20 protein-coding genes are annotated in these 22,220 nt (G+C 34.1%); 4 read left to right on the top strand and 16 right to left on the bottom strand.

Features of this window, described 5'->3' with window-relative positions; all coding sequences use genetic code 11:
• Window positions 1-169: 169 nt before the first annotated feature.
• The gene (locus IW20_RS09000; protein ID WP_035621083.1) at window positions 170-1,372 is read left to right on the top strand and encodes an NAD(P)-dependent oxidoreductase; all 1,203 of its coding nucleotides are present in this window, start codon (window positions 170-172) and stop codon (window positions 1,370-1,372) included.
• A gap of 259 nt (window positions 1,373-1,631) precedes the next feature.
• Here IW20_RS09000 and fumC read toward each other — a convergent pair whose 3' ends face one another.
• Complete coding sequence (fumC, locus tag IW20_RS08995) at window positions 1,632-3,029, bottom strand: class II fumarate hydratase (RefSeq protein WP_035621080.1); 1,398 nt, start codon at window positions 3,027-3,029, stop codon at window positions 1,632-1,634.
• A gap of 306 nt (window positions 3,030-3,335) precedes the next feature.
• On the opposite strand from fumC, the gene IW20_RS26020 reads away from it, so the two are divergent.
• A complete protein-coding gene (locus tag IW20_RS26020; protein WP_035621077.1) occupies window positions 3,336-3,500 on the top strand; it encodes a hypothetical protein in 165 nt (54 codons plus the stop codon).
• Between the two features lie 69 nt (window positions 3,501-3,569).
• Here IW20_RS26020 and IW20_RS08985 read toward each other — a convergent pair whose 3' ends face one another.
• Together IW20_RS08985 and arsC are read right to left on the bottom strand one after the other, a co-directional pair.
• A complete protein-coding gene (locus IW20_RS08985) occupies window positions 3,570-6,059 on the bottom strand; it encodes an outer membrane beta-barrel family protein (protein ID WP_035621076.1) in 2,490 nt (829 codons plus the stop codon).
• 87 nt (window positions 6,060-6,146) lie between these two features.
• The gene (gene arsC, locus IW20_RS08980) at window positions 6,147-6,497 is read right to left on the bottom strand and encodes an arsenate reductase (glutaredoxin) (RefSeq protein ID WP_035621074.1); all 351 of its coding nucleotides are present in this window, start codon (window positions 6,495-6,497) and stop codon (window positions 6,147-6,149) included.
• A gap of 110 nt (window positions 6,498-6,607) precedes the next feature.
• On the opposite strand from arsC, the gene IW20_RS08975 reads away from it, so the two are divergent.
• Entirely contained in the window at window positions 6,608-7,552 is a 945-nt protein-coding gene (locus tag IW20_RS08975) for a CPBP family intramembrane glutamic endopeptidase (RefSeq protein WP_035621072.1), read from the top strand.
• 10 nt (window positions 7,553-7,562) lie between these two features.
• The gene (locus IW20_RS08970; RefSeq protein ID WP_035621071.1) at window positions 7,563-8,612 is read left to right on the top strand and encodes an AMP-binding protein; all 1,050 of its coding nucleotides are present in this window, start codon (window positions 7,563-7,565) and stop codon (window positions 8,610-8,612) included.
• Window positions 8,613-8,772: 160 nt separating this feature from the next.
• Here the strand turns inward: IW20_RS08970 and IW20_RS08965 are convergent, their stop codons facing one another.
• The 13 genes from IW20_RS08965 to IW20_RS08905 form a co-directional block, all read right to left on the bottom strand.
• Entirely contained in the window at window positions 8,773-11,028 is a 2,256-nt protein-coding gene (locus IW20_RS08965; RefSeq protein WP_035621070.1) for a multicopper oxidase domain-containing protein, read from the bottom strand.
• A gap of 10 nt (window positions 11,029-11,038) precedes the next feature.
• Window positions 11,039-13,843: a heavy metal translocating P-type ATPase gene (locus IW20_RS08960; protein ID WP_117614469.1), complete on the bottom strand. Its 2,805-nt coding sequence runs from the start codon at window positions 13,841-13,843 to the stop codon at window positions 11,039-11,041.
• Between the two features lie 91 nt (window positions 13,844-13,934).
• A complete protein-coding gene (locus IW20_RS08955; RefSeq protein WP_035621069.1) occupies window positions 13,935-14,495 on the bottom strand; it encodes a helix-turn-helix domain-containing protein in 561 nt (186 codons plus the stop codon).
• Window positions 14,496-15,356, bottom strand: coding sequence for a DUF3347 domain-containing protein (locus tag IW20_RS08950; protein ID WP_035621068.1), 861 nt, complete (start codon window positions 15,354-15,356; stop codon window positions 14,496-14,498).
• 122 nt (window positions 15,357-15,478) lie between these two features.
• On the bottom strand, window positions 15,479-15,847 hold the full coding sequence (locus tag IW20_RS08945) for a hypothetical protein (protein ID WP_123869403.1): 369 nt from the start codon (window positions 15,845-15,847) through the stop codon (window positions 15,479-15,481).
• 343 nt (window positions 15,848-16,190) lie between these two features.
• Window positions 16,191-17,450, bottom strand: a complete 1,260-nt coding sequence (locus IW20_RS08940) for a Y-family DNA polymerase (RefSeq protein WP_035621067.1) — start codon at window positions 17,448-17,450, stop codon at window positions 16,191-16,193.
• 302 nt (window positions 17,451-17,752) lie between these two features.
• A complete protein-coding gene (locus IW20_RS08935; RefSeq protein ID WP_035621066.1) occupies window positions 17,753-18,205 on the bottom strand; it encodes a LexA family protein in 453 nt (150 codons plus the stop codon).
• A 74-nt stretch (window positions 18,206-18,279) separates the two neighbouring features.
• Complete coding sequence (locus IW20_RS08930) at window positions 18,280-18,894, bottom strand: HPP family protein (RefSeq protein ID WP_035621065.1); 615 nt, start codon at window positions 18,892-18,894, stop codon at window positions 18,280-18,282.
• A gap of 7 nt (window positions 18,895-18,901) precedes the next feature.
• Window positions 18,902-20,179, bottom strand: coding sequence for a chloride channel protein (locus tag IW20_RS08925; RefSeq protein WP_051885661.1), 1,278 nt, complete (start codon window positions 20,177-20,179; stop codon window positions 18,902-18,904).
• A 117-nt stretch (window positions 20,180-20,296) separates the two neighbouring features.
• Window positions 20,297-20,686: an SMU1112c/YaeR family gloxylase I-like metalloprotein gene (gene gloA2 / locus IW20_RS08920; protein ID WP_035621062.1), complete on the bottom strand. Its 390-nt coding sequence runs from the start codon at window positions 20,684-20,686 to the stop codon at window positions 20,297-20,299.
• Complete coding sequence (locus IW20_RS08915) at window positions 20,686-21,261, bottom strand: sugar O-acetyltransferase (RefSeq protein ID WP_035621060.1); 576 nt, start codon at window positions 21,259-21,261, stop codon at window positions 20,686-20,688. The genes gloA2 and IW20_RS08915 overlap by 1 nt, the downstream gene beginning before the upstream one ends.
• A gap of 8 nt (window positions 21,262-21,269) precedes the next feature.
• Window positions 21,270-21,728, bottom strand: a complete 459-nt coding sequence (locus IW20_RS08910) for a YciI family protein (RefSeq protein WP_051885659.1) — start codon at window positions 21,726-21,728, stop codon at window positions 21,270-21,272.
• 8 nt (window positions 21,729-21,736) lie between these two features.
• Window positions 21,737-22,204, bottom strand: a complete 468-nt coding sequence (locus IW20_RS08905) for a DinB family protein (RefSeq protein WP_035621058.1) — start codon at window positions 22,202-22,204, stop codon at window positions 21,737-21,739.
• Between the last annotated feature and the right edge of the window lie 16 nt (window positions 22,205-22,220).

The raw sequence follows: 22,220 nt of genomic DNA, 5'->3' as shown, positions 1-22,220 counted from the left end.
TTTAACACAGTTTTAAGCTTGATTTTCGTCAGGCTATTGAACATCAGCTTTTAATAAATTTGATTTCGATTTTTTTCAAAAAAAACAACAAAATTTTAACTATATTTGTTATATTTAAAACAAATTTAAGTAAAAAAGTTATATTAATACAATATTTAAACACTAATAAATGAAGTTTGGAATTATAAAAGAAAGAAAAAACCCACCAGACAGAAGGGTTGTATTTACTCCTAGCGAGCTTGTTCGACTTAAAGAACTTTATCCTGAAGCTACTGTAGCAGTAGAAAGTTCAGATATTAGAATTTTTACAGACGTTCAATACCAAAGCTTAGGCATAACTGTTACCGATGATGTTTCAGACTGTGACATCCTTTTTGGAGTAAAAGAGGTTCCTATTGAAAGTTTAATTCCAAATAAGGCATATTTTTTCTTTTCGCATACTATAAAAAAGAGTCCAGGTAATCGAAAATTATTACAAGCTATTTTAGAAAAAAATATCGATTTATACGACCACGAAACAATTGTAAATTCGGAGAATAACAGACTTATTGGTTTTGGAAGATATGCAGGAATTGTTGGTGTATATAATGGTATACGTGCTTTTGGGATAAAATTTGAATTGTTTAAATTACCTAAAGCAGAAACTTTATCTGGAAAAGATGCATTAATTGCTCATTTAAAACGTATTACTTTACCTCCTTTAAAATTTGTAATTACTGGATCTGGAAAAGTAGGTAACGGTGCTAAAGAGATTCTTGATGCCATTAAGATAAAAGAGGTTACTATAGATAATTACTTAACTAAGAATTATACTCAGGCGGTTTACGTACAACTTAACGTATTGGATTATAACAAGCGTAAAGACGGACAAGTTTTGGATTATACCGATTTTTACGAACATCCTACAGAATATGTTTCTGATTTTGAAAAATACACTAAAGTAACGGATGTTTATTTTACAGGACATTTCCATTCTCCTGCAGCTCCTATAATATTAACTAGAGAAATGCTTCAATCGAAAGATTGTAAAATAAAAGTGGTTGCCGATATTTCTTGTGATGTAAATGGTCCTATTGCTTGTACGCTTCGTGCATCGACAATTGCTGAACCGATATATGGTTATTTCCCTGGAGAAAATAAAGAGGTTGATGTTTTTCATCCTGCTGCAATTGTAGTAATGGCTGTAGATAATTTGCCTTCTGAAATTCCTAAAGATGCGAGTGAAGGTTTTGGTGAACAATTTATGGAACACGTAATTCCAGCCTTTTTTAACGGCGATAAAGATGGTATCTTACAAAGAGCTAAAATGACTGAGAATGGTAAGCTTACGCCTCGTTTTAGTTATTTACAAGATTATGTAGACGGGAAGTAATTGTTAATTATCCTTTCACTTCTCGTTCCTAGAGAATATAATTACGAACTATAGGCCTTTGTCTTAGTTTTTTCACTTTGACAAAGGTTATACTAAATCTTACGGAACATTGATTATAGAATAATATTCCACTCTTCGACTCTGCCCAAGGTCACAGAAAAACAAAACCCTGCAATTTTCATTGCAGGGTTTTTTATTTATTACGAATCGCTACAAATTAACAATTCATAATTAACAATTCATAATTAACAATTTACAATTACTTTAGGCTTCCAACCATATCTTCTGGTTTTACCCAAGCATCAAAATCTTCTGGTGTTACATAACCTAAACGAACTGCCTCTTCTTTTAGTGTTGTTCCGTTTTTGTGTGCTGTTTGAGCAATTTCTGCCGATTTGTAGTATCCGATTTTAGTATTTAATGCTGTTACTAACATTAATGAATTGTCTACTAATTCTTTGATACGTTTGTAATTTGGTTCGATTCCTTGTGCACAATGCTCATCAAATGAGATACAAGCATCTCCTAATAAACGAGCCGATTGCAAGAAGTTTGCTGCCATTACTGGTTTAAAAACGTTTAGTTCGTAGTGTCCTTGCATTCCTCCTACTGAAATTGCAACATCGTTACCCATAACTTGAGCACAAACCATTGTTAATGCTTCGCATTGTGTTGGGTTTACTTTTCCTGGCATGATAGATGAACCTGGTTCGTTTTCTGGAATGATGATTTCGCCAATTCCTGAACGTGGTCCTGAAGCTAACATACGTACATCATTTGCAATTTTGTTTAACGAAACTGCTAATTGTTTTAATGCTCCGTGAGATTCTACGATTGCATCGTGTGCTGCAAGTGCTTCAAATTTGTTTTCGGCTGTTACAAATGGATGTCCTGTAAACTCTGCAATATACTCAGCTACTTTTACATCGTATCCTGCTGGTGTATTTAATCCTGTTCCTACTGCTGTTCCTCCTAAAGCAACTTCTGATAAGTGCGCTAAAGTGTTTTTAACAGCTTTTAAACCATAAGTTAATTGTGCAGCATATCCTGAAAGTTCTTGTCCTAGTGTAAGTGGTGTAGCATCCATAAGGTGGGTACGACCAATTTTTACAACATTTTTATATTCTACCGCTTTTGCGTGAAGTGTATCTCTTAATTTTTCTACTCCTGGAATTGTAATTTCTACTACTGCTTTGTAAGCTGCAATGTGCATTCCTGTTGGGAAAGTATCGTTTGATGATTGTGATTTGTTTACATCATCATTTGCTTTGATAAATTGCTCTCCTTCGCCAATTTCAAATCCTTTTAAAACTTGTGCACGGTTTGCAATTACTTCGTTTACGTTCATGTTACTTTGTGTACCTGAACCTGTTTGCCAGATTACCAACGGAAATTGGTCGTCTAGTTTACCTGCTAAGATTTCGTCGCAAACTGCTGCGATTGCATCTCTTTTTTCTACTGGTAAAACACCTAAATCATGGTTTGCATAAGCAGCTGCTTTTTTTAAGTAAGCAAATCCTTCTACGATTTCTTTTGGCATCGATGCTGATGCTCCAATTTTAAAATTGTTTCTAGAACGTTCTGTTTGTGCTCCCCAATATTTTTCTGCAGGAACTTGCACCTCTCCCATGGTGTCTTTTTCTATTCTGAATTTCATAATTTTTGTATAAAATGTTTATTGTAAAATATTATATTATCTGTAAACTGTCGTTGCAATCCTTAATCGCAAACTAGATTTTTAGCCCAGATGGAAGCGGCATCCTTTTTTGGGGCTTTTTTTGGCCCAAAAAAGATATAGCGGACAGCTGGAAATAGCTCCTAAACCTAATTATGAGCTTATCTTTTTAAAACTGACCTCAAAAATACGGATAATTACTTTTTTATAAAAATTGATTTAGTTTTTTATTGGTAAGAAAAAATATTAGACCTACATTTGTGGCTACATTCAAAAATTCCGGAAAACATGTTTGAATTTTCACAGTATTTAGGCTTTTTACTTTTCTTAACCATTCTAACTATAGGGTTTTGGTTAATGTTCTTTTTAGTAGGTTTCGTTCAATATTGGATTGGTGGAGCGCTATGGGAAATGTACAAAGAAAGAAAAGCAAAGAAAGAGCAATCAATTTAAATTAATTTGATTACTACATAAAAAAAGGACCCGTTTACACGAGTCCTTTTTTTTATTTACGAGGTTTCCTTATCCAGGAAACTCTCCTCCACCTTCGCCTCCTTCATTTTTAGGCCCTTGTTTTTCTCTTTCGTTTTTAGGCTTATTAAATCTATAAGTAAAAGAAAGATTGAACTGTCGTTTACGAAATTGCATTTCACTATATGATGTTTGATCTTCAAGATAGGTATATGACCTCATTATTCTTGAGTTGAAAATATCGCTTATATTAAATGCTACTGTCGCTTTGTCTTTTAGTATGTCTTTGCTAAATGCAGTATTCATACCAAATTGCCCTAGGTTTTTTCCTTGTGCTGTTTTTTGCGCTCCGTTATACATTCCTGTTAACTGCCAATCGATTTTGTATGGTAAAGTCAGTTTTGAGTTGATTCTTGCATACCAAGAGTTTGCCTGATTATCTAAATTTTGAACTACTTCTACTCCTGTTGCATCGATATAACTATTATTCCCTGTAGTTTTTACATTGTAAAAGTTAAAATTACTGTTTATTCTCCACCACTTGTATGGCGTGTAATTTAGTGTAAACTCGAAACCAAATTTTTGTTCTTTCCCTAAGTTAATTGGTTTACTTAAGATAACTGGAATTCCTTCAACTGGTTGACCCGGTGTAGGGGTTACGACATCACCATCAGAATCTACAACATCACCTGTTGGAGATCGCACAAAACTAAACACATCTTTTGTGTCTTCTAAATATGCCGATGTATTAAAGGTTACTTTATCCCAACGCATAATATATCCTATATCATACTTATCGGTTAAAGACGGATCTAAATCTGGATTTCCCTGAAAAATATTAATATTACTTGAGTAATTTGTTGCTGGATTCATGAAACGTCCTCTTGGTCTAGATAAACGCTTGCTGTAACTTGCCGAGAAATTACTTTGATCTGATATTGCATAACTGATAAAAGCACTTGGGAATAGGTTGTTGTACTTTTTAGTATTATATTCATTAGTATCTAATAAGTTAACCTGAATATTGGTGTCTTCCCAACGTAAACCAAATAAATAAGAGAACTTATTTACTTTAAATCCGTACTGTGTATAAATCGCGTTTATGTTTTCTTTGTACTCTAAGGTGTTTGATAAATTCCCGATTTTTTCTCCTTGGTCGTCTAGTACATAATACTCATTATTTAAATCTCCAAAACTACCTTTGTATCCTGCCTCAAACTGGCTTCCTTCTTTTATAGGAAGTACGTAATCTGCCTGAATTTGAACTTGTTTTTGTACTTGGTCGTTTAATGTGTTATTAAAATTATCTGAACCGGTAATAAGACTATTACCATCATCGGTGTTTCTAGAAATAGATAAATCGGCAGTAAGTTTATGTCCTTTGTCGTTGAAGTTTTTTATTAAGTTTGACGTGTACTCTACGTTCCCGCTTCCTGTAACTCCATCATTTAATCTGTATGTTGATTTGGTAAAATTATAACCGTTGTCATAATTATTGTAGTTGATTAAATCTCGGTCTTCTCCTGAATTCTTTTGGTAATTTATCGCATTTGTCCAGAATGTTGTTGGCGTAATTGCCCACTCTACTCCTGCTCTTCCGTTAAACCCTTTTCTGATTCTTTTGGTATCACGATCTTCATTTAGAAAGTTTTTTATTGAACCATCTGGATTAAAATATTCAGAATTTGTTAATCCTCCTCCTTCATTGGTTCTGTAATTATATCCCGCAGTAGTAAAGTAGTTTAATTTTTCGGTTTTATAATTTGCATTTGCACTTACTCCGTAGGTTTCTGGGATTCCTGTAGAGGCAATAAAAGTTCCGTTGAATCCTTGATTTTTCCCTTTTTTAAGGATGATATTAATTAATCCTGAACCTCCTTCGGCATCATATCGTGCTGATGGATTTGTGATTACCTCAACTTTATCGATTGCATCGGCTGGGATTTGGCGTAATGCTTCGGCTACGTTTATAGCGTTTGATGGTCGACCATCTATTAAGATTCTGATATTATCACTTCCTCTTAAGCTTACGTTTCCTTCGGTATCTACAGAAACTGATGGTACATTATCTAGAACATCGCTTACCGTTCCTCCTTTTACAATCATGTCCTGACCTACATTATATACTTTTTTGTCGAGTTTAATTTCGACTGTAGATTTTTCGGCACGAACTACAACTTCATTAAGCTGATTGGTATCTTCAGATAATCCTACCTGCCCTAAATCGGTATTTTCTGTTATCTTTTTTTGTTTGATTTCGACTACTTTGAATGAAATAAATTCAATCTTAATATCATAAACACCAGGAATTGCATCTACACTAAATTCTCCTTTATTGTTGGTTATTCCTCCTGCAATTGCTTTTGGGTTTTTAGCATTTACCAGAGTAATTGTAGCATATTCTAAGGGTTGGTTTGTTGTTTTCTCGACAACTTTACCAGTAACTTTTACTTTTACTCTTTGCCCTTCTGGTTGCTGAGCAAAACTGAGCATGCTTGTAAAGAGGAATACAAGCATGATGATTAATTGATTTTTTTTCATTTTTGGTAGTTTCTATTTGGCTTTTAGACTGCAAATGTAACTGTAGGTTTAAAATGAAAAATCATAAAAAAATGTTAACAACCCTCTTTATAATGTTTCTAAAAAAGGTTTTAGCAATTCTAAATCTCTACCTATAATAGCCTTGCCATCTTTTACAACTATTGGTCTTTCTATTAAAATAGGGTTATCGACCATTGCTTGTATAACCTCAGCATCGGTCATTGTTTTATTCTTGAAGTTTTCTGCCCAGATTTTTTCTTTTGTTCGAACTAGCTCTAACGGTTTTAAATTTAGTTTATGAAGCAATTCTTTTAATGCATCAAACGAAGGTGTTTCGGTAAGATATGGGATTATCTCATATTCTTGTTTTGTGTTCTCGACAAAAGCCAGACAATTTCTTGATTTCCCGCAACGTGGGTTGTGATATATTTGTATCATTTTTATTTTTTTAAAGAAGTAAAGATAATTGAAATAAAAAAAGGTAAATTAGTGCTAGCAAAAATAAGATTTATGCAATAAATCGAAGTACTATTTTAAATTAAAAATACATGTTTCTAGAACAAGGAGTTAAAGAAAAAAACAAATTTTGGAGATATTTATTAGGTTCCGTCTTTATAATTACAGCATCTTTTGTTGGTCAAATTCCACTTACACTCGCCATATTATATCAGACTCTTGTAAACAAAATACCTTATCCAACGACTGAAGCTGGTATAATGAAGATTTTTGAATCGAATGTGACCTTATTTCTTATCTTAATTTCGTTTGTATTTGCCTTGGCAGGAGTGTACTTTGTGGTACGTTATATACATCATCAAACTCTTTTGTCCGTAACTACTTCTAGGCCAAAAGTAGATTGGAATCGTATCTTATTTTCATTTACTCTTTGGGGAATTATTACTGCTGCACTAACTGTTTTATTTTATTATACTAGCCCGGAGGATTTTGTAATTAACTTTAAGCCTATTCCCTTTGCTATTTTATTTATAATAGGAACTCTTTTAATCCCTATCCAGACTAGTACAGAAGAGTATGTTTTTCGTGGGTATTTAATGCAAGGGTTTGCAAATTTGGCAAGAAACAAATGGTTCCCGTTAGTAATGACTTCTGTTATTTTTGGCACTATGCATATTTTTAATCCCGAAGTGACAAAAATGGGCTATATCGTTATGGTATATTATATTGGTACTGGATTATTTTTAGGAATTATTACCTTGATGGATGAAGGCATAGAACTTGCCTTGGGTTTTCATGCGGCCAATAATTTAGTTGGTGCTTTATTAGTTACCTCAGATTGGTCAGTATTCCAAACGCACTCGGTTTTTAAAGATATATCCGAACCTTCGGCTGGTATAGATATCATTTTACCAGTTATTGTTATTTACCCTATCATGCTATATATTTTTAGCAAAAAATACAACTGGACTAATTGGAAAGAAAAATTAACGGGTGAAATCGTTATTGAAAATAAGTCTGAAACTATTAAACTATAACCAAACTCAAATGTCAAAAATAACGTATAAAAACGTCCACAATTTCTTCAAATTAAATGGAGATCATTTTAATGGAGAAGACTTGTCTCAGATAGCTTATAGCTTCGTTAAGGAAGGCGAAGCTTATGAAAGGGCTATTGGTGAATTTATCCTGGATTGGTTTGATGAGAAATCTTATATCGAGATAACTACATCGGGAACTACAGGAGATCCAAAAGTGATTCAGTTACAAAAACAAGCTATGATTGAGTCGGCTCTTGCAACAGGTGATTTCTTTGATTTACATCCTGGTGATAAAGCATTGCATTGCTTGCCTACTCAGTATATTGCTGGAAAAATGATGATTGTAAGGAGTTTAATTCTAGGTCTGGATGTTGATTTTGTTGCTCCTAGCCTACATCCTCTCACAAACAACACAACTAAATACGATTTTGTAGCAATGGTTCCTTTGCAGGTTCAGAATTCTTTATCTGAACTTAAAAATGTAAAAAAACTTATTGTAGGTGGCGCTGCAATGGATGCTACGCTTATAAAAAGTGTATCTAAACTAAAAACAAAAGTGTACGCAACTTACGGCATGACTGAGACTATTACTCATATTGCTGCTAAAGAAGTTGGTGAGGAAGCTTTTACGGTTTTACCTCACGTACAAATATCGCAAGATGATAGAAATTGTCTTGTTATTAATGTTCCAACTATTTCTAGCGAAACAATCATAACCAATGATATTGTAGAATTGATAAACGATCATCAGTTTATATTTTTAGGAAGAATTGATAACGTTATTAATAGTGGTGGTATAAAATTAATTCCGGAGCAAATAGAAGAAAAACTTTCTGGAAAAATAGATGCCCGCTATTTTGTAATTGGTGTTCCTGATACTGCTCTAGGCGAAAAATTGGTTTTGGTTATCGAAGGCGAAAAACATCCTATTGATAATACAATATTTGATAGTCTGGACAAATACCAAAAACCGAAAGAGATTATTTTTGTTCCTAAATTTAAAGAAACCGAAAACGGAAAAATCATCCGCAAAAAAAGTTATCTGTATAATTTGTAACCCAAGAAAGCGATTAACAAAAAATAACATTTTAGTTTAACCATATAAGTTATGTAAGTCCATTTAAGTTTTTAAAACTTATATTTTCTTATAACTTATATGGTTTTCTTTTAAAATACAGTTTAGCTTTTCACTTCTCGCATTTCACATTCTACACAATTCAATAATTAAGCGTTAAGCCAAACCCCCAACCCATATCGCTATCATAATGTGTAGAAATTCCTGAATTTTTGGTCAGTATATATTTTAAACCTCCCATATATTCTTTGTCTGTATTTACCATAAAAGCCATTCGTATTCTTGGCGAAATCGGAATATCTTCTCGCGATAATTGTAATCGGACATTTCCATCTGTAAAAACTTCGGCTTGTGCGATAACTAACCAAGGCAAGATATAATCAGCACCGATACTTAATACGGAACGATTGTCTTTGGTATTTTTTTGCCCAAACATATTTTTCTCAACCTCATCATGTCCAAATTTTCTATAACGCCAATCAAATCCTATAAATGGCATAAACCATTGATTCTTGCCAATATATCGTCCTATATGTGTCTCGGTTTCATAACCGTGCTCATTATTATATCCTAATCTCCACTCTGTACCAAAACTCCAACGTGCGTTTTGCACCATCGCTCTACCATCATTCCCGTTGGTTGCAAAATCATTCTCCGCCATAATATGGCTCATATTACTTTCTTTTTGTAATTGTCGGTACGCCCATTCTTTGTCTGGCAATAACGGATTTGGTGTTGAATTCTCGTAACTAAAAACACGATTCATTCCCGCCATCATGTGGTATAGAATATGACAGTGAAAAAACCAATCTCCATCAGCATTGGCGCTAAACTCAATCGTATCAGTTTCCATTGGCATAATGTCCAATACATTTTTTAATGGCGAATATTCCCCTTGTCCGTTTAATACCCTAAAGTCATGCCCGTGTAAATGCATTGGGTGACGCATCATCGAGTTATTGTACAATACGATTCGTAATGTTTCTCCTTTTTTAATTAAAATCTTATCGGATTCAGATAATACTTTATTATCCATACTCCACAAATACCGATTCATATTTCCCGTTAATTCAAAACGCAATTCTCTTACCGGAGCATCTTTGGGTAATGTAGTTACTGTAGGCGATTTTAGCATACTGTAATTTAATGTTACAATATCTGTAGAACTAGCTTCCATGTTATGGTTTGAATGATCCATTTTTTCTCCATCATCCATTTTCATTGATTCTTCGGGCGTATGTTTCACTTCTTTAGTTCCGCTTCCTGTAATCTCGGGATACATTACAGCATTCATATCCATCTTTTGCAAACTCATTCCCATTCCCATCTCATTCATGGTTCCATCCATGTTCATCATGCCATTCATCATTTTCATTCCCTCAAAATAATCGAGTTTTGGCAAAGGACTTGTCAATTGTTTTATTCCTTTTCCTAAATATATCGAAGTCGATTTTGTTCGATCTTCTGGCGTAGCCAAAAATTCAAATGCTGTATCATCGGCTGGAATTGTAACCACAACATCATAAGTTTCGGATACTCCAATAATCAGTCTGTCTACTTCTACAGGAACTACGTCGTTTCCATCATTGGCTACGACCGTAATTTTTCCTCCAGCGTAGGTAAGCCAAAAATAAGACGAAGCTCCTCCATTTGAAATTCTCAACCGTACTTTATCTCCCGCTTTAAATGGCTGCGGAAATTCATTTTCTTTTTTCCCGTTAATTAAAAATGCGTCATAATATACATCGCTTACATCCATTGCCATCATACGTTTCCATTCGTTGTTGACTTTGGTTTTAAAATGTCCTGCTTTTATAGCTTCGGTATAACTTTGTGTTGTTCCTTTTTTAATCGCAAACCAATCCGAAGCATTATGCAACATTCTATGTACATTATCCGGATTATAATCTGTCCATTCGCTTAACATAACAGGAATTGTAGGCAAGTCATCAATCCCTTTTCTAAAATCAGGATCATCAGTTTTTTTCTTCATTATTAATGAACCATACATCCCTATTTGCTCCTGCATTCCGCTATGGCTATGATACCAATGTGTTCCGTTTTGGATAACTGGAAATTTATACACATACGTTTCTCCAGGTTTTATTGGCATTTGCGTCAGGAAAGGAACGCCATCTTCCTGATTAGGCAAAAATATACCGTGCCAATGCAAAGATGTACTTTCTTTCAGTTGATTATGTACATGAATTTCGGCAATATCCCCTTCAGTAAAAGTAAGCGTTGGCATTGGGATTTGCCCATTAACAGCAATTGCCCTTTTGGATTTACCTGTAAAATTTACCAACGTATCTTTTACATATAAATCATACCTCACAATTTTTTGCGCGGTTGTGCTTATTGCAAAAAGCAATAATATAAGTATTGGATAAATTTTCATCTTTTAGTTTTTAAAGTTTTAAACTTCTTAATCGCAATGCATTCACAATAACTGACACAGAACTAAAACTCATTGCCAAAGCAGCAATCATAGGAGAAAGTAATATTCCGAAGAACGGAAATAAAACTCCCGCAGCAACAGGCACACCTAAGACATTATATATAAAAGCAAAGAATAAGTTTTGCTTGATGTTGCTCATTACAGCGTGACTCAGGTTTTTTGCTTTTACAATTCCTTGCAAATCTCCTTTTACCAAAGTTATCTTGGCACTTTCTATCGCAACATCTGTTCCTGTTCCCATCGCAATCCCAATATCCGATTGTGCTAGAGCTGGTGCATCGTTTATACCATCTCCCGCCATAGCAACAATTTTTCCTTCGGCTTGCAGTTTTTCGATTACTTTTAATTTATCTTCGGGTAAACAACCTGCCTGAAAAGAAGTTAAATGCAACTCATCGGCAACTGCTTTGGCAGTATTTATATTATCTCCCGTAAGCATGATTACCTCAACTCCTTGACGCATTAATTCTTTTATAGCTGCAGCACTCGTTGCTTTTATAGCATCGGTTATCGTTACAAATCCTACCACATTTTTATCTACAGCGATATACGAAACTGTTTTTCCTAATTTTTGTTCGGCAATAATTTTTTCTTCGATAGCACCAGAAACAATTGCTCCTACTTGCTCCATTAATTTTTTATTTCCTAATGCAATCTTTTTATCAATAGCAGTTCCGATAACTCCTTTTCCTGCGATGTTTTCAAAATCATCGACTTTCGTCAAAGAAACATTTTTAGCTTTTGCAAATTTTACTACGGCTTCCGCCAAAGGATGCTCGCTATATTGATTTAAAGACGCGATGTATTGTAGCAGTTCATCCTCTGAATATTGTAGCGCAACAATTTTCTCTACCGAAGGTTTTCCCTCTGTAATTGTTCCCGTTTTATCCGTAATCAGAACATTTACTTTGTCCATTTTTTCTAAAGCTTCGGCATTTTTTATCAGAATTCCCGATTGTGCTCCTTTTCCAACCCCAACCATTACAGACATTGGCGTGGCTAAACCTAATGCGCACGGACAAGCAATTATTAATACTGCAATCGCATTAATAAATCCGTAAACCATAGCTGGTTCAGGTCCGAATTTTGCCCAAATGAAAAAGGTTAAAACAGAAATAATAACAACAATTGGTACAAAATATTTAGCAATACTATCGGCAAGTTTCTGAATTGGCGCTCTGGAACGACTAGCATTGTTAACCATTTGTATAATTTGCGAAAGTAACGTTTCTGAACCTACTTTCTCGGCAATCATAACAAATGATTTATTTCCGTTGATAGTTCCTGACGATACCACATCGTCTACTTTTTTATCCACAGGAATAGGTTCTCCCGTTATCATCGATTCATCTATCGTGCTTTCTCCAGTAACAATTTTTCCATCTACAGGAATTTTATCACCAGGTTTTACTCGTAGTAAATCTCCTTTTTTAATATCATGAATAGCAATCACTTTATCAACACCATCTATTACTAGGGTTGCTTCTGTTGGTGCCAGTTTCAATAATTCTTTTATCGCACCACTCGTTTGGCTATGCGCTCGAGCTTCTAGCAATTGCCCTAATAAAACCAGCGTAATAATTACTGTTGCAGCTTCAAAATAAAGATGAATTGTTCCGTGTCCTGATTTAAACTCTTCTGGGAATATCTCTGGGAAAAACATTCCTATGATACTAAATAAAAATGCCATTCCTGTACCAATCGCGATAAGGGTAAACATATTTAAATTCCAAGTTACAATCGATTTCCATCCACGAACAAAAAACATCCAACCTGCGTAAAATATCACTGGAAGCGAGAAAATTAGCTGAACCCAATTCCATTTCCCAACGTCCATTATTTTTAATAACGGATTGTCGTGCATCATTTCTATCATGGCAATAAAAAAGATAGGAACAGTAAAGAGTATTGCAATTTTCATTTTTTGCAATAACTCTTTATATACCTTATTCTCCTCCGTATCTGTTGGCTCCATTGGCACCAAATCCATTCCGCAAATCGGGCATGAACCTGGTCTATCCGTAATAACTTCTGGGTGCATCGGGCAGGTATATTGCTGTACCTGTATAGCGGCTGGTTCTTGTATTAAGTCCATTCCGCATACAGGGCAATCTCCCGCTTTATCATACATTTTATCGCCTTCGCAATGCATTGGGCAATAATATTTACCTCCCGTATGATTATGCGGTACAGCTACTTTCTTATGATCTTGTTTATGCTCATGTCCGTCAGCGCTACAGCATGATTTGCTTGTAGGTTTTTCTTGTCCATGATTCATTGTCATTTCAATGGCATACTTTCCAACTGCGGTTAATGCTTCTTGCATTTTCACTGTCGGAATATGTTTTTCCATCTTAATTGTTGCCAATGGAGGATCTAAAGTAACACTTGCCTCGATTCCTTCTACTGTATTTAATGCTTTTTCTACTTTCGTACGACATCCATCACAAGTCATTCCTGTAATAGTATAAGTATGAGTCATTATTGATTTCTTATCTCCATGTCCTGTAGTACTATATTTGTCCGCAGGTTTTTCATGTCCGTGATTCATAGCCATTTCAATGCTATACTTTCCAACCGCAGTTAATGCTGCTTGCAATTGCTCCGTCGGAATATGTTTTCCCATCGTAATCGTTGCCAATGGAGGATTTAAAGTAACACTTGCTTCGATTCCTTCGATAGCATTTAATGCATTTTCTACTTTAGTACGACATCCATCGCAAGTCATTCCTGTGATTGTATAAGTATGAGTCATAGCTTTATTTTTTTTTACAAATTTTACTTTAACAAATTTCTTAAATAATGCTTGTACAGGCTTGTACAATTTTGGTTATGATTTATAAGATTTACAAATCCTCTATTTGCATCCGCTTTTTATCCTTTAACTGTTTATAATACGTTGGAGAAAATCCGGTTACTTTTTTAAACTGATTACTCAAATGTGCCACACTACTATATTGAAGCTGATAAGCAATTTCGCTCAGGCTTAATTCACCATATATAACCAGTTCCTTTACCTTCTCTATTTTCTGAGAGATAAAATATTTTTCAATAGTTGTTCCTTCTACTTCCGTAAAAAGATTACTTAACGAATTGTAGTCGTGTTGCAAATTAGTCGATAAATAGTTGGATAAATTGGTATTGAGGTCGTTATTTTTATAATGAACCAACTCGATAATCAAGGTTTTGGCTTTCTCGATAATCTTACTTTTTTTATCATCTATAAGTTCAAAACCTAAAGAGTGCAAGACTTCTACCAAATCCTCTTTTAAAGAATCAATTTCTTTTTCTTGTATTTCTACTTCACCCAGCTCTACTGTAATCGGATGAAGCCCGAGTTTTTCTAACTCAGACTTCACAACCATTTTACACCGACTGCAAACCATGTTTTTAATGTATAGCTTCATTTATTTGATAGTTTCTACAGTACTTCCACAGCTCAACATTTTCGAACCATAATATGGGTTTTTAATATCGCTTTCTTTACTCAGCCAGTTAGCTCCTTTGCCATTATTTGCCATTGGACAAAACTGATAATAAGTAGGTGTTTCTCCTTTTGAAACTTTTAGTAATGCATATACATTTTTAGATAATGTCCCAAAATGGTCTCTTTGATGCGTGGCATCTTTTGTATCAGCAATATGTTCAGCATCTTCTTTCAGGTCTTTTAAAACTTTCATCCAAACCATGTGTACATCCATTGGCAAACTTTCCATTTTTACTCCATTTATAGCAGTAACCAATGTTTTGGCTTTCGCCGAAGCTGTAGCGCCGTCTGTTTTCACTAAAGCATCTTTGATTCCGAAATAAGCATCAAAAACAGGTTTTAAAAGATTCCCTTTTTGGTCTACATCCGAAGAAGTCATTTCGTGGTTTGCATGTGCATCATGATTCATTTTCTCCGCAGGAACCATTGCCATTTTTTTAGTATTTCGCTCATATTGGCAACATTCTGGGAGTTTTGCATAAGCATTATTTGGTGCCAAAAACTCATTGCTGTCATATCCCGCTAGTGCAACACGTTTTAAAATTTCCTCTTTATTCGTTTTGGTCGCATCGTACGTAAGCGTTGCCATTTTAGATTTTTCATTCCAATCTACTTCCGCAATATTTTTTAAGTTACCTGCTTTCTCGATTGTTTTTTTACACATTTCGCAATTCCCAAATATTTTTACTATTTCAGTTTTTGGGTTTTTAATTTTTGCATCACAGGCAGTGAATGATAGCAATGCAACGACTGCTACCAATAAAGTTTTTATTGATTTCATTTTCTTATGATTTATGTATCAAGAATTCCTAAACTCTTGTACGTTATTTGATATTGATTTTTTTTGAATACCTAAAGTTAACATTTTCTATTAGACGCACTTATGGCTATCACAGAAAACTTTTAGCTTATTTTTGGCGGAGACCAAATAGTATAAAATCCTGAAGATAAAGCATCTTCATGAGCATCAAAGAAGTGTTTTTTATTAGAGAAATTAAAACAATTCAATGCAACTTCCTCTTGTTTTTCTGAAGTAAGTACCGAAATAATGGTAACACAACGACAATTAGAATGGCTGCATTTATCATTACAACCTTCTTTTCCTTTTTTATTGGACTTAGAACCACAACAATCATCAGTTGATTTTGTTTGTGCTTTTTCGGTTGTATGTTTCTTTTTTTCAGATTTCATTCCACACGCTTCTGCTTGTATTGGCATCAAAAAGAGCCCAAACAAGAAAACAAAAAAGAATATGTGAGTTTTTGAAATCATATAAAATTTTGAAATTCAAAGATACAACATATTTTTTTTAATGCTAAAATTATGTGAGTGCGTTGTGAAAAATGGAACGCGGATGAGGCAGATTCGCTATCGCGAAAACGCGGATAAAAACGGATTTACACAAGTTTTGTCATCCTGAGCGGAGTCGAAGGACTACAATATATTCCTTCCTAAAATTACAATACAATCTTTGTCAAAGTTTTGAACTTTGACAAAGATTCGAGCCTAATTCATAAAGGAAAAATCCGTTTTTATCCGCGTACTTTTTTTTAGACAATCAAAGATAAGCACAATACAATTAGTGAAAATTAGCGTAATTCGTGGCTAAAAAATATCACACTTCAATCGTAATAACATCTGTAAGTTTCGTAGAGAATTTGGGAGATAATCGTTCTTGTTTCATTTTCCATTGTCGCCCTAATGATTGTACGCCGAATTTAACTTTGTTATCACCAAAGCTTAAATTCATTTTATCGATAACACTCATCAATGGTTGATGCTTCGGATTAGAAGTACTGAATAAATTAAGTTGCGTTTCGTCATTTGGCGTTAAGCCCATAACAACAACTCCTGCTCTTTTATAAGAATATCCACTCTTGTAAATTTCTTTTAATCCTTTTTGTGCTGCTTGATTCAGCTCGATTGTTGAATTGGTTGGAAAATCCGTATGTATAGTAATACTACGGGAATATTGAGATTGATCGTTTGCCAAATAATTTGTTTGGATAAAAACCGTTACCATATTGCAATGACAATTCTGACGTCTTAATTTCTCGGCACACGAAGCTGTAAAAGTGCTTACACGTTCCGAAATCTCATCGTAAGTGGCATATTTTGTTTCAAATGAACGTGTAGTCGCAATCATCTTTTTATTTCGTGGTGCTTCTAAATCTAGTGTCGGTTTTCCTTCTAACTCATGTTTTAGTCTGAGTCCTACAACTGCCATTTCTTTTCGCACCCAAGCATCAGATAATTGTGTAAACTGATATGCCGTTAGGATATTCTTTTGCTTTAAGCGTTTGGCATGCTTTCTTCCTATTCCCCAAACATCCTCAATCTTTGTCCATTTTAAGGCTTTGATTCTTTTCTCGTCTGTATCTATCGTGTAGACATTTTGAGTTCTTTCGGCAAATTTTCTTGCGATTTTATTTGCCACTTTTGCCAAAGCTTTCGTTGGTGCAAAACCAATACTTACAGGGATTCCTGTTCCTCTTGTAATCTTTTTTCGCATATCGAGTCCCAATTCATTCAAATCGAATAATTCGAAACCTGAGAATTTCAAGAAAGCTTCATCAATACTATATAATTCGATATCGGGAGTATATGTTCTAAGCATATTCATTACCCGATTACTCATATCTCCGTACAATGCATAATTAGAAGAATACACATAAATATTCTTTTCTTTAAACAGTGCTTCAAATTTAAATGCTGGTGCTCCCATAGGAACTCCAGCCAACTTTGCTTCATCAGAACGCGAAATAACACAACCATCATTATTAGAAAGGATAACAACTGGTTTTCCTATCAAATGCGGTTCGAATACCCTTTGGCAAGAGGCATAAAAATTATTACAATCGACTAAAGCAAACATTTTATATTATATGAGATTATCTTTTTATTTCTCTGCAAAAATCTCTGTGTGTGTGTGTGTGTTTAGACGCACTACGGTGCGTCTCTACGATACTGGATTGTGTTTTTTTTTTGCTGCGAATTACACGAATTTTCACAAATTATATCTTTGTCAAAGTTTTGAACTTTGACAAAGATTGTGTCCCATAAACTTGTCTTTCTGAGGAACGAAGAATCTCCACTAGTAGCTCGCCAAAGATTACGGAATTACTCACGGAGATTCTTCGTTCCTCAGAAAGACAATATTGTGATTATATTATGCCCTTAAAAAGATTTTATCGAATGAACTACAATTCCCCAAATTAAAAGCTCATTTTCTGATGTAACTTTTATAGGTTCGTAGTCTTCATTTTCGGCGATAAGCCAGACAATATCTTTTTCTATTTTAATACGTTTTACTGTGAATTTACCATCAACTTGACAAACTGCAATTTTATTATTTTGGGGTTCCAGACTTTTATCAATAATCAACAAATCACCATCGCTTATTCCAACATCTTTCATAGAATGCCCTTTTACTTTGGCAAAAAAAGTGGTGTCTTTGTTTTTGATAAATTCTTTGTTGAGGTCTATCGTTAGTTCGATAAAATCATCAGCAGGAGATGGAAATCCCGCGCTAATGCCTACATCAAAAAAAGGAATTTCTAATTTTGATGAGTAATCCGGAATGTAAAATTCTAAGGTTGTGTCGTCGTTATTTAAACTTCGTAATTTCATAGTTTACAAAATTACGGAAGTTATATTTTCCCTGTTACTATTTAGCCCTAAATAGTTATTAACGGTCACATTCTTTAGCTATTTGGAGATATTTTCTTGCTTAATCTTCTTCGGAACTTATGGTATGTATTGTGGTATTTATTATGACTTGGATATTTACGGTATGAGGTAAGATTATTAAATACCAAAGCCACTATAAGCAATATTAAGACTCCTGTTAATACTGGCGATAAAACGTACCAATATCCTAACCCTTTTAATTGGGCAGATCCTGTAACTGCAATAAGTGCCGTTGCTCCTCCTGGCGGATGCAATGTTTTGGTTACTTGCATACAAACAATAGAAAGTGACACTGCCAATGGTGCTGTAATCCAAACTATATCTGGCGCCAATTGTTGCACTGTAACGCCTATAAATGCCGAAATTACATGACCTCCAACAAGGTTACGGGGTTGCGAAAACGGACTTCTAACTTCTCCGTAAACCAAAACACTCGAAGCTCCAAACGAACCAATTAAATACACTAAATCTGAACCTGTAAAATGTTGCGTTTGTGTATAAGCGATTATTCCGATACCCACAAACGAACCTAAGAAAGACCAGAATATCTCTTTGGAATTAACTAAGGTTTCTTTATAAAGTATATATCTTGTTTTGCGGTAGCTTCTTTTTATTTTGTCAACACCCATAAATTATTTATTTTGCTATGCTTGGTAAAAATGTATAAACTGTGTGCGGATAAATCATTTTTGCCGTGTACTTAGAAATCAAGCAAACAACTAAGATTGGTAAAAATAATGTGTAATCATTCGTTAGTCCGCAAACTAAGAAGATAGCGGTAAATGGCGCATGAATACTAGCGCTTAAAACAGCTGCCATACCAATTACCATAAAGTTTAATGGAATTACCTGTGCATTAAAAAACGTATTTAAAACCGATGCTAATAGTAATCCTAAAAATGCTCCTATAAAAAGACTTGGTGCAAAAACACCACCATCGCCGCCAGAAGCTAATGTTATAGAGGTTACAATAGGTTTTAAAAGTAAAATCCCAATAAAAGTAAAAGTTAATGTAAGCGTTAACGGAATAGCCGAATTACTAAAAATTCCATTTATAGCATGATATCCTTCTCCGTAAAGTTGTGGAAATATAAATAGGGAAACACTCAATACTATCGAACCTAAAATGATTTTATAATAATGTGTTTCTATCTTAGAGAACTGCCCTTTAAAAAACAATACACAACGGGTTAAATAAACCGAATTGATTCCTGCCAAAATACCTAAAAGTATAAAATACGGAATCGCTTTTAAGTGCCAAGTTGTAATTTTTACTGCAAATAATGGACCCTCGTTTAAAATCGTGATTAAGCCAAAAGCGATAGAAACTGCAATTAAATTTGAAATTATAAATGCTCGGGTTACTTTTCTTGAAATTACTTCGATTGCAAATAAAATTCCTGCAATCGGGCTACTAAATAATGCTGTAACTCCCGCTGCAACTCCTGCACAAATTAGCTCGGTTTTATACTTGCGAAAAATATTTTCTTTTTGCTGTGCTACCGAACCAATAGTCGCTGTTGCAACAACTGTAGAAACTTCGATTCCTGTTGACCCTCCAAAAATAACCGTTAATAAGCCATTTATAAAGTGCGATGGAATTTTATAATTAGGTAAGTTTTTAGACTTTGATTGTGTACTTTCAAAAACTTCTTTGATTCCTTTATTTTCTTTTTTCTTGAATAAATACTGACGTAAAAAATAAATTATCGAAAGTCCGAAAACAGGGAAAACAACATAAAAAATTGGATTTACTGTAGCCTGATGAAAAAATATTTCTTCGTAATACTCCGTAATTTTCTTGAGTGAAATTCCTAAAAAAGCCGAGAGAAAACCAATTAAAACAGAGACAATAACTAATTTTCGAAATTTAATAAATTGATGATTCTTTTTGATTTGCGCCGTTTTGTTCATCAGAAGTTTGAAGTTTAAACTCACTTTTTATAAGTGGTTTGCAAATTTAGAGAAACATAACCGTAATCGTTTTAAATTATAATAATATTGCATTTTTTTAACAGCAATGTAAGAAAACTACCTTTCGTAAAACTCTATTGGTAAATCATCTGGATCTGCTATAAAAGTAAATCGTTTTTGAGTTGTTTCATCAATTCGTATTGCTTCATAAGCAACATTTTTTGATGCTAAAAACGCAATTGTTTCGTCTAAATCAGATACTTCAAAAGCCAAATGACGCATACCTGCAGCTTCTGGTCTGGAAGTTCGTGCTGGCGGATTTGGAAACGAAAATAGCTCAACAATATATTCCCCATTTAAAGCTAAATCTAGTTTATACGACTGGCGCTCTTCGCGGTAAATTTCTCTAATTATGGTTAAGCCCATAATCTCTGTGTAGAACAATTTTGATTTATTGTAATCACTACAAATAATGGCAATATGGTGAACTTTATTTAATGAAAGCATTAGTTTTTATTTTCTGATTCCTGATTTAATTTTCTAATCACTTTGGCTGGATTTCCAACTGCAAGCGAATTATCCGGAATGTCTTTTGTAACAACCGACCCCGCTCCTATTACACAACCTTTACCGATAGTTACTCCCGGACATATTACCGAGTTTCCTCCTATCCAGCAATCATCTCCTATGGAAATTGGCAATGCGCTTTCTAATGTTTTTCTTAATTCTGCGTCAAGCGGATGTGTAGCGGTATAAATTTGAACATTGGGTGCAAAAAATACATTCGATCCAATATTTACCGGAGCACAATCTAAAACAACGCAGTTTACATTAAAATAAACATTATCGCCGCAAGTTATATTGTATCCGTAATCACAATGAAACGGTGGTTCTATATAAAAACTCTTGCCTGTATTTGGGATTAACTCTTCTAAGATTAGTTTGGCTTTTTTAGTCAAACGATATTCAGTTACATTTAAACGATGCAATAAATTTTTAGCTCTTCTACGATCTTTTACTAAAATTGGATCTCCTGCTAAATAGTAATCTCCAGCAATCATTTTTTCTTTTTCGGTTATCATAAGTAATATTACATTTTTTTCTTGGCGATTTTTTCGTGGATTTTTAATGTTTCCTGTAAAGCTGCAGTTGCGTACCAAGGTATTAATTCGGCTTCAAGCAAATTTGCATTTATTGCCGGATCAGTTGCAACAAGCTCTTTTGCTTCTTCAATAGTTGCTACATTAAAAATATAAATCCCTCTATAATTTTTATCGTTCTTCATAAAAGGCCCAGCAACAACCAATTTACCTTCTTTGGCTAATTTGCCAATATTAGCCATATGTCCTTCAAATAACTTTTTGCTTTCTTCTTTTGAAGCCGTTGTGTTTGTTCCTGATTTTAAAAGACAGAAAACGTATTTCTTCATTCCGTAATCGTCCGCATTTAGGGATTTTGCTAAATTCTCGTCAAATTTAACCTCCGTTTCCTGCGAAAATACGATAACATTCATAAACAAAAACACGAGTAATAAGATTGTTTTTTTCATAAAGTGTTTTATACCGTTTTAAGCATTTTTTTAAGAATAACAATTTGACCTAAGTGATAAACGTCATGCTGAATAATTCCATGAATATGTTCGTAATAAGTATGATTATTATTAGCATATATTTTATCTAAATCGGCATCATCGAAATTCTCTAAAAATGAATTCCATAATTCTTGTGATTTATCCAAGCTTTGAAGTGATTGTTCCCAAGCAGCTTCGGATGGATCTATAATAGGCACAAAGTAATTATGATCGGGAGTTGTTATTACCTCTCCCTGAACACGTCTTAAAATATTTCTTCTCCATTGTATAAGGTGATTTACAATTTCCCAAATCGTATTTAAATTAGGATTTATTTTCTTGTAAGCCTGATCTGCATTTACATCTTTTAAAGTATTTGCTAAATTAACTTCTAACCAAGGGTTTCCATTATAAATGGACTGATATAGACTTGAAATTCTTTTATTTTCTGACATAATAAATCGCTTTTAG

The organism is Flavobacterium hydatis, assembly GCF_000737695.1.
Classification (GTDB): Bacteria; Bacteroidota; Bacteroidia; order Flavobacteriales; family Flavobacteriaceae; genus Flavobacterium; species Flavobacterium hydatis.
The sequence above is the reverse complement of the archived record's forward strand: the minus strand, read 5'-3'. Positions and strand labels throughout refer to the sequence as shown.

Coding starts and splice junctions, on each gene's coding strand:
- IW20_RS08965 (WP_035621070.1), bottom strand. CDS start 11,028: ATGAAAATTTATCCAATACTTATATTATTGCTTTTTGCAATAAGCACA.
- IW20_RS09000 (WP_035621083.1), top strand. CDS start 170: ATGAAGTTTGGAATTATAAAAGAAAGAAAAAACCCACCAGACAGAAGG.
- IW20_RS08925 (WP_051885661.1), bottom strand. CDS start 20,179: ATGAACAAAACGGCGCAAATCAAAAAGAATCATCAATTTATTAAATTT.
- IW20_RS08975 (WP_035621072.1), top strand. CDS start 6,608: ATGTTTCTAGAACAAGGAGTTAAAGAAAAAAACAAATTTTGGAGATAT.
- IW20_RS08945 (WP_123869403.1), bottom strand. CDS start 15,847: ATGATTTCAAAAACTCACATATTCTTTTTTGTTTTCTTGTTTGGGCTC.
- IW20_RS08950 (WP_035621068.1), bottom strand. CDS start 15,356: ATGAAATCAATAAAAACTTTATTGGTAGCAGTCGTTGCATTGCTATCA.
- IW20_RS08960 (WP_117614469.1), bottom strand. CDS start 13,843: ATGACTCATACTTATACAATCACAGGAATGACTTGCGATGGATGTCGT.
- IW20_RS08935 (WP_035621066.1), bottom strand. CDS start 18,205: ATGAAATTACGAAGTTTAAATAACGACGACACAACCTTAGAATTTTAC.
- IW20_RS08930 (WP_035621065.1), bottom strand. CDS start 18,894: ATGGGTGTTGACAAAATAAAAAGAAGCTACCGCAAAACAAGATATATA.
- IW20_RS08970 (WP_035621071.1), top strand. CDS start 7,563: ATGTCAAAAATAACGTATAAAAACGTCCACAATTTCTTCAAATTAAAT.
- IW20_RS08985 (WP_035621076.1), bottom strand. CDS start 6,059: ATGAAAAAAAATCAATTAATCATCATGCTTGTATTCCTCTTTACAAGC.
- arsC (WP_035621074.1), bottom strand. CDS start 6,497: ATGATACAAATATATCACAACCCACGTTGCGGGAAATCAAGAAATTGT.
- IW20_RS08905 (WP_035621058.1), bottom strand. CDS start 22,204: ATGTCAGAAAATAAAAGAATTTCAAGTCTATATCAGTCCATTTATAAT.
- IW20_RS08910 (WP_051885659.1), bottom strand. CDS start 21,728: ATGAAAAAAACAATCTTATTACTCGTGTTTTTGTTTATGAATGTTATC.
- IW20_RS08940 (WP_035621067.1), bottom strand. CDS start 17,450: ATGTTTGCTTTAGTCGATTGTAATAATTTTTATGCCTCTTGCCAAAGG.
- fumC (WP_035621080.1), bottom strand. CDS start 3,029: ATGAAATTCAGAATAGAAAAAGACACCATGGGAGAGGTGCAAGTTCCT.
- IW20_RS08915 (WP_035621060.1), bottom strand. CDS start 21,261: ATGATAACCGAAAAAGAAAAAATGATTGCTGGAGATTACTATTTAGCA.
- IW20_RS26020 (WP_035621077.1), top strand. CDS start 3,336: ATGTTTGAATTTTCACAGTATTTAGGCTTTTTACTTTTCTTAACCATT.
- IW20_RS08955 (WP_035621069.1), bottom strand. CDS start 14,495: ATGAAGCTATACATTAAAAACATGGTTTGCAGTCGGTGTAAAATGGTT.
- gloA2 (WP_035621062.1), bottom strand. CDS start 20,686: ATGCTTTCATTAAATAAAGTTCACCATATTGCCATTATTTGTAGTGAT.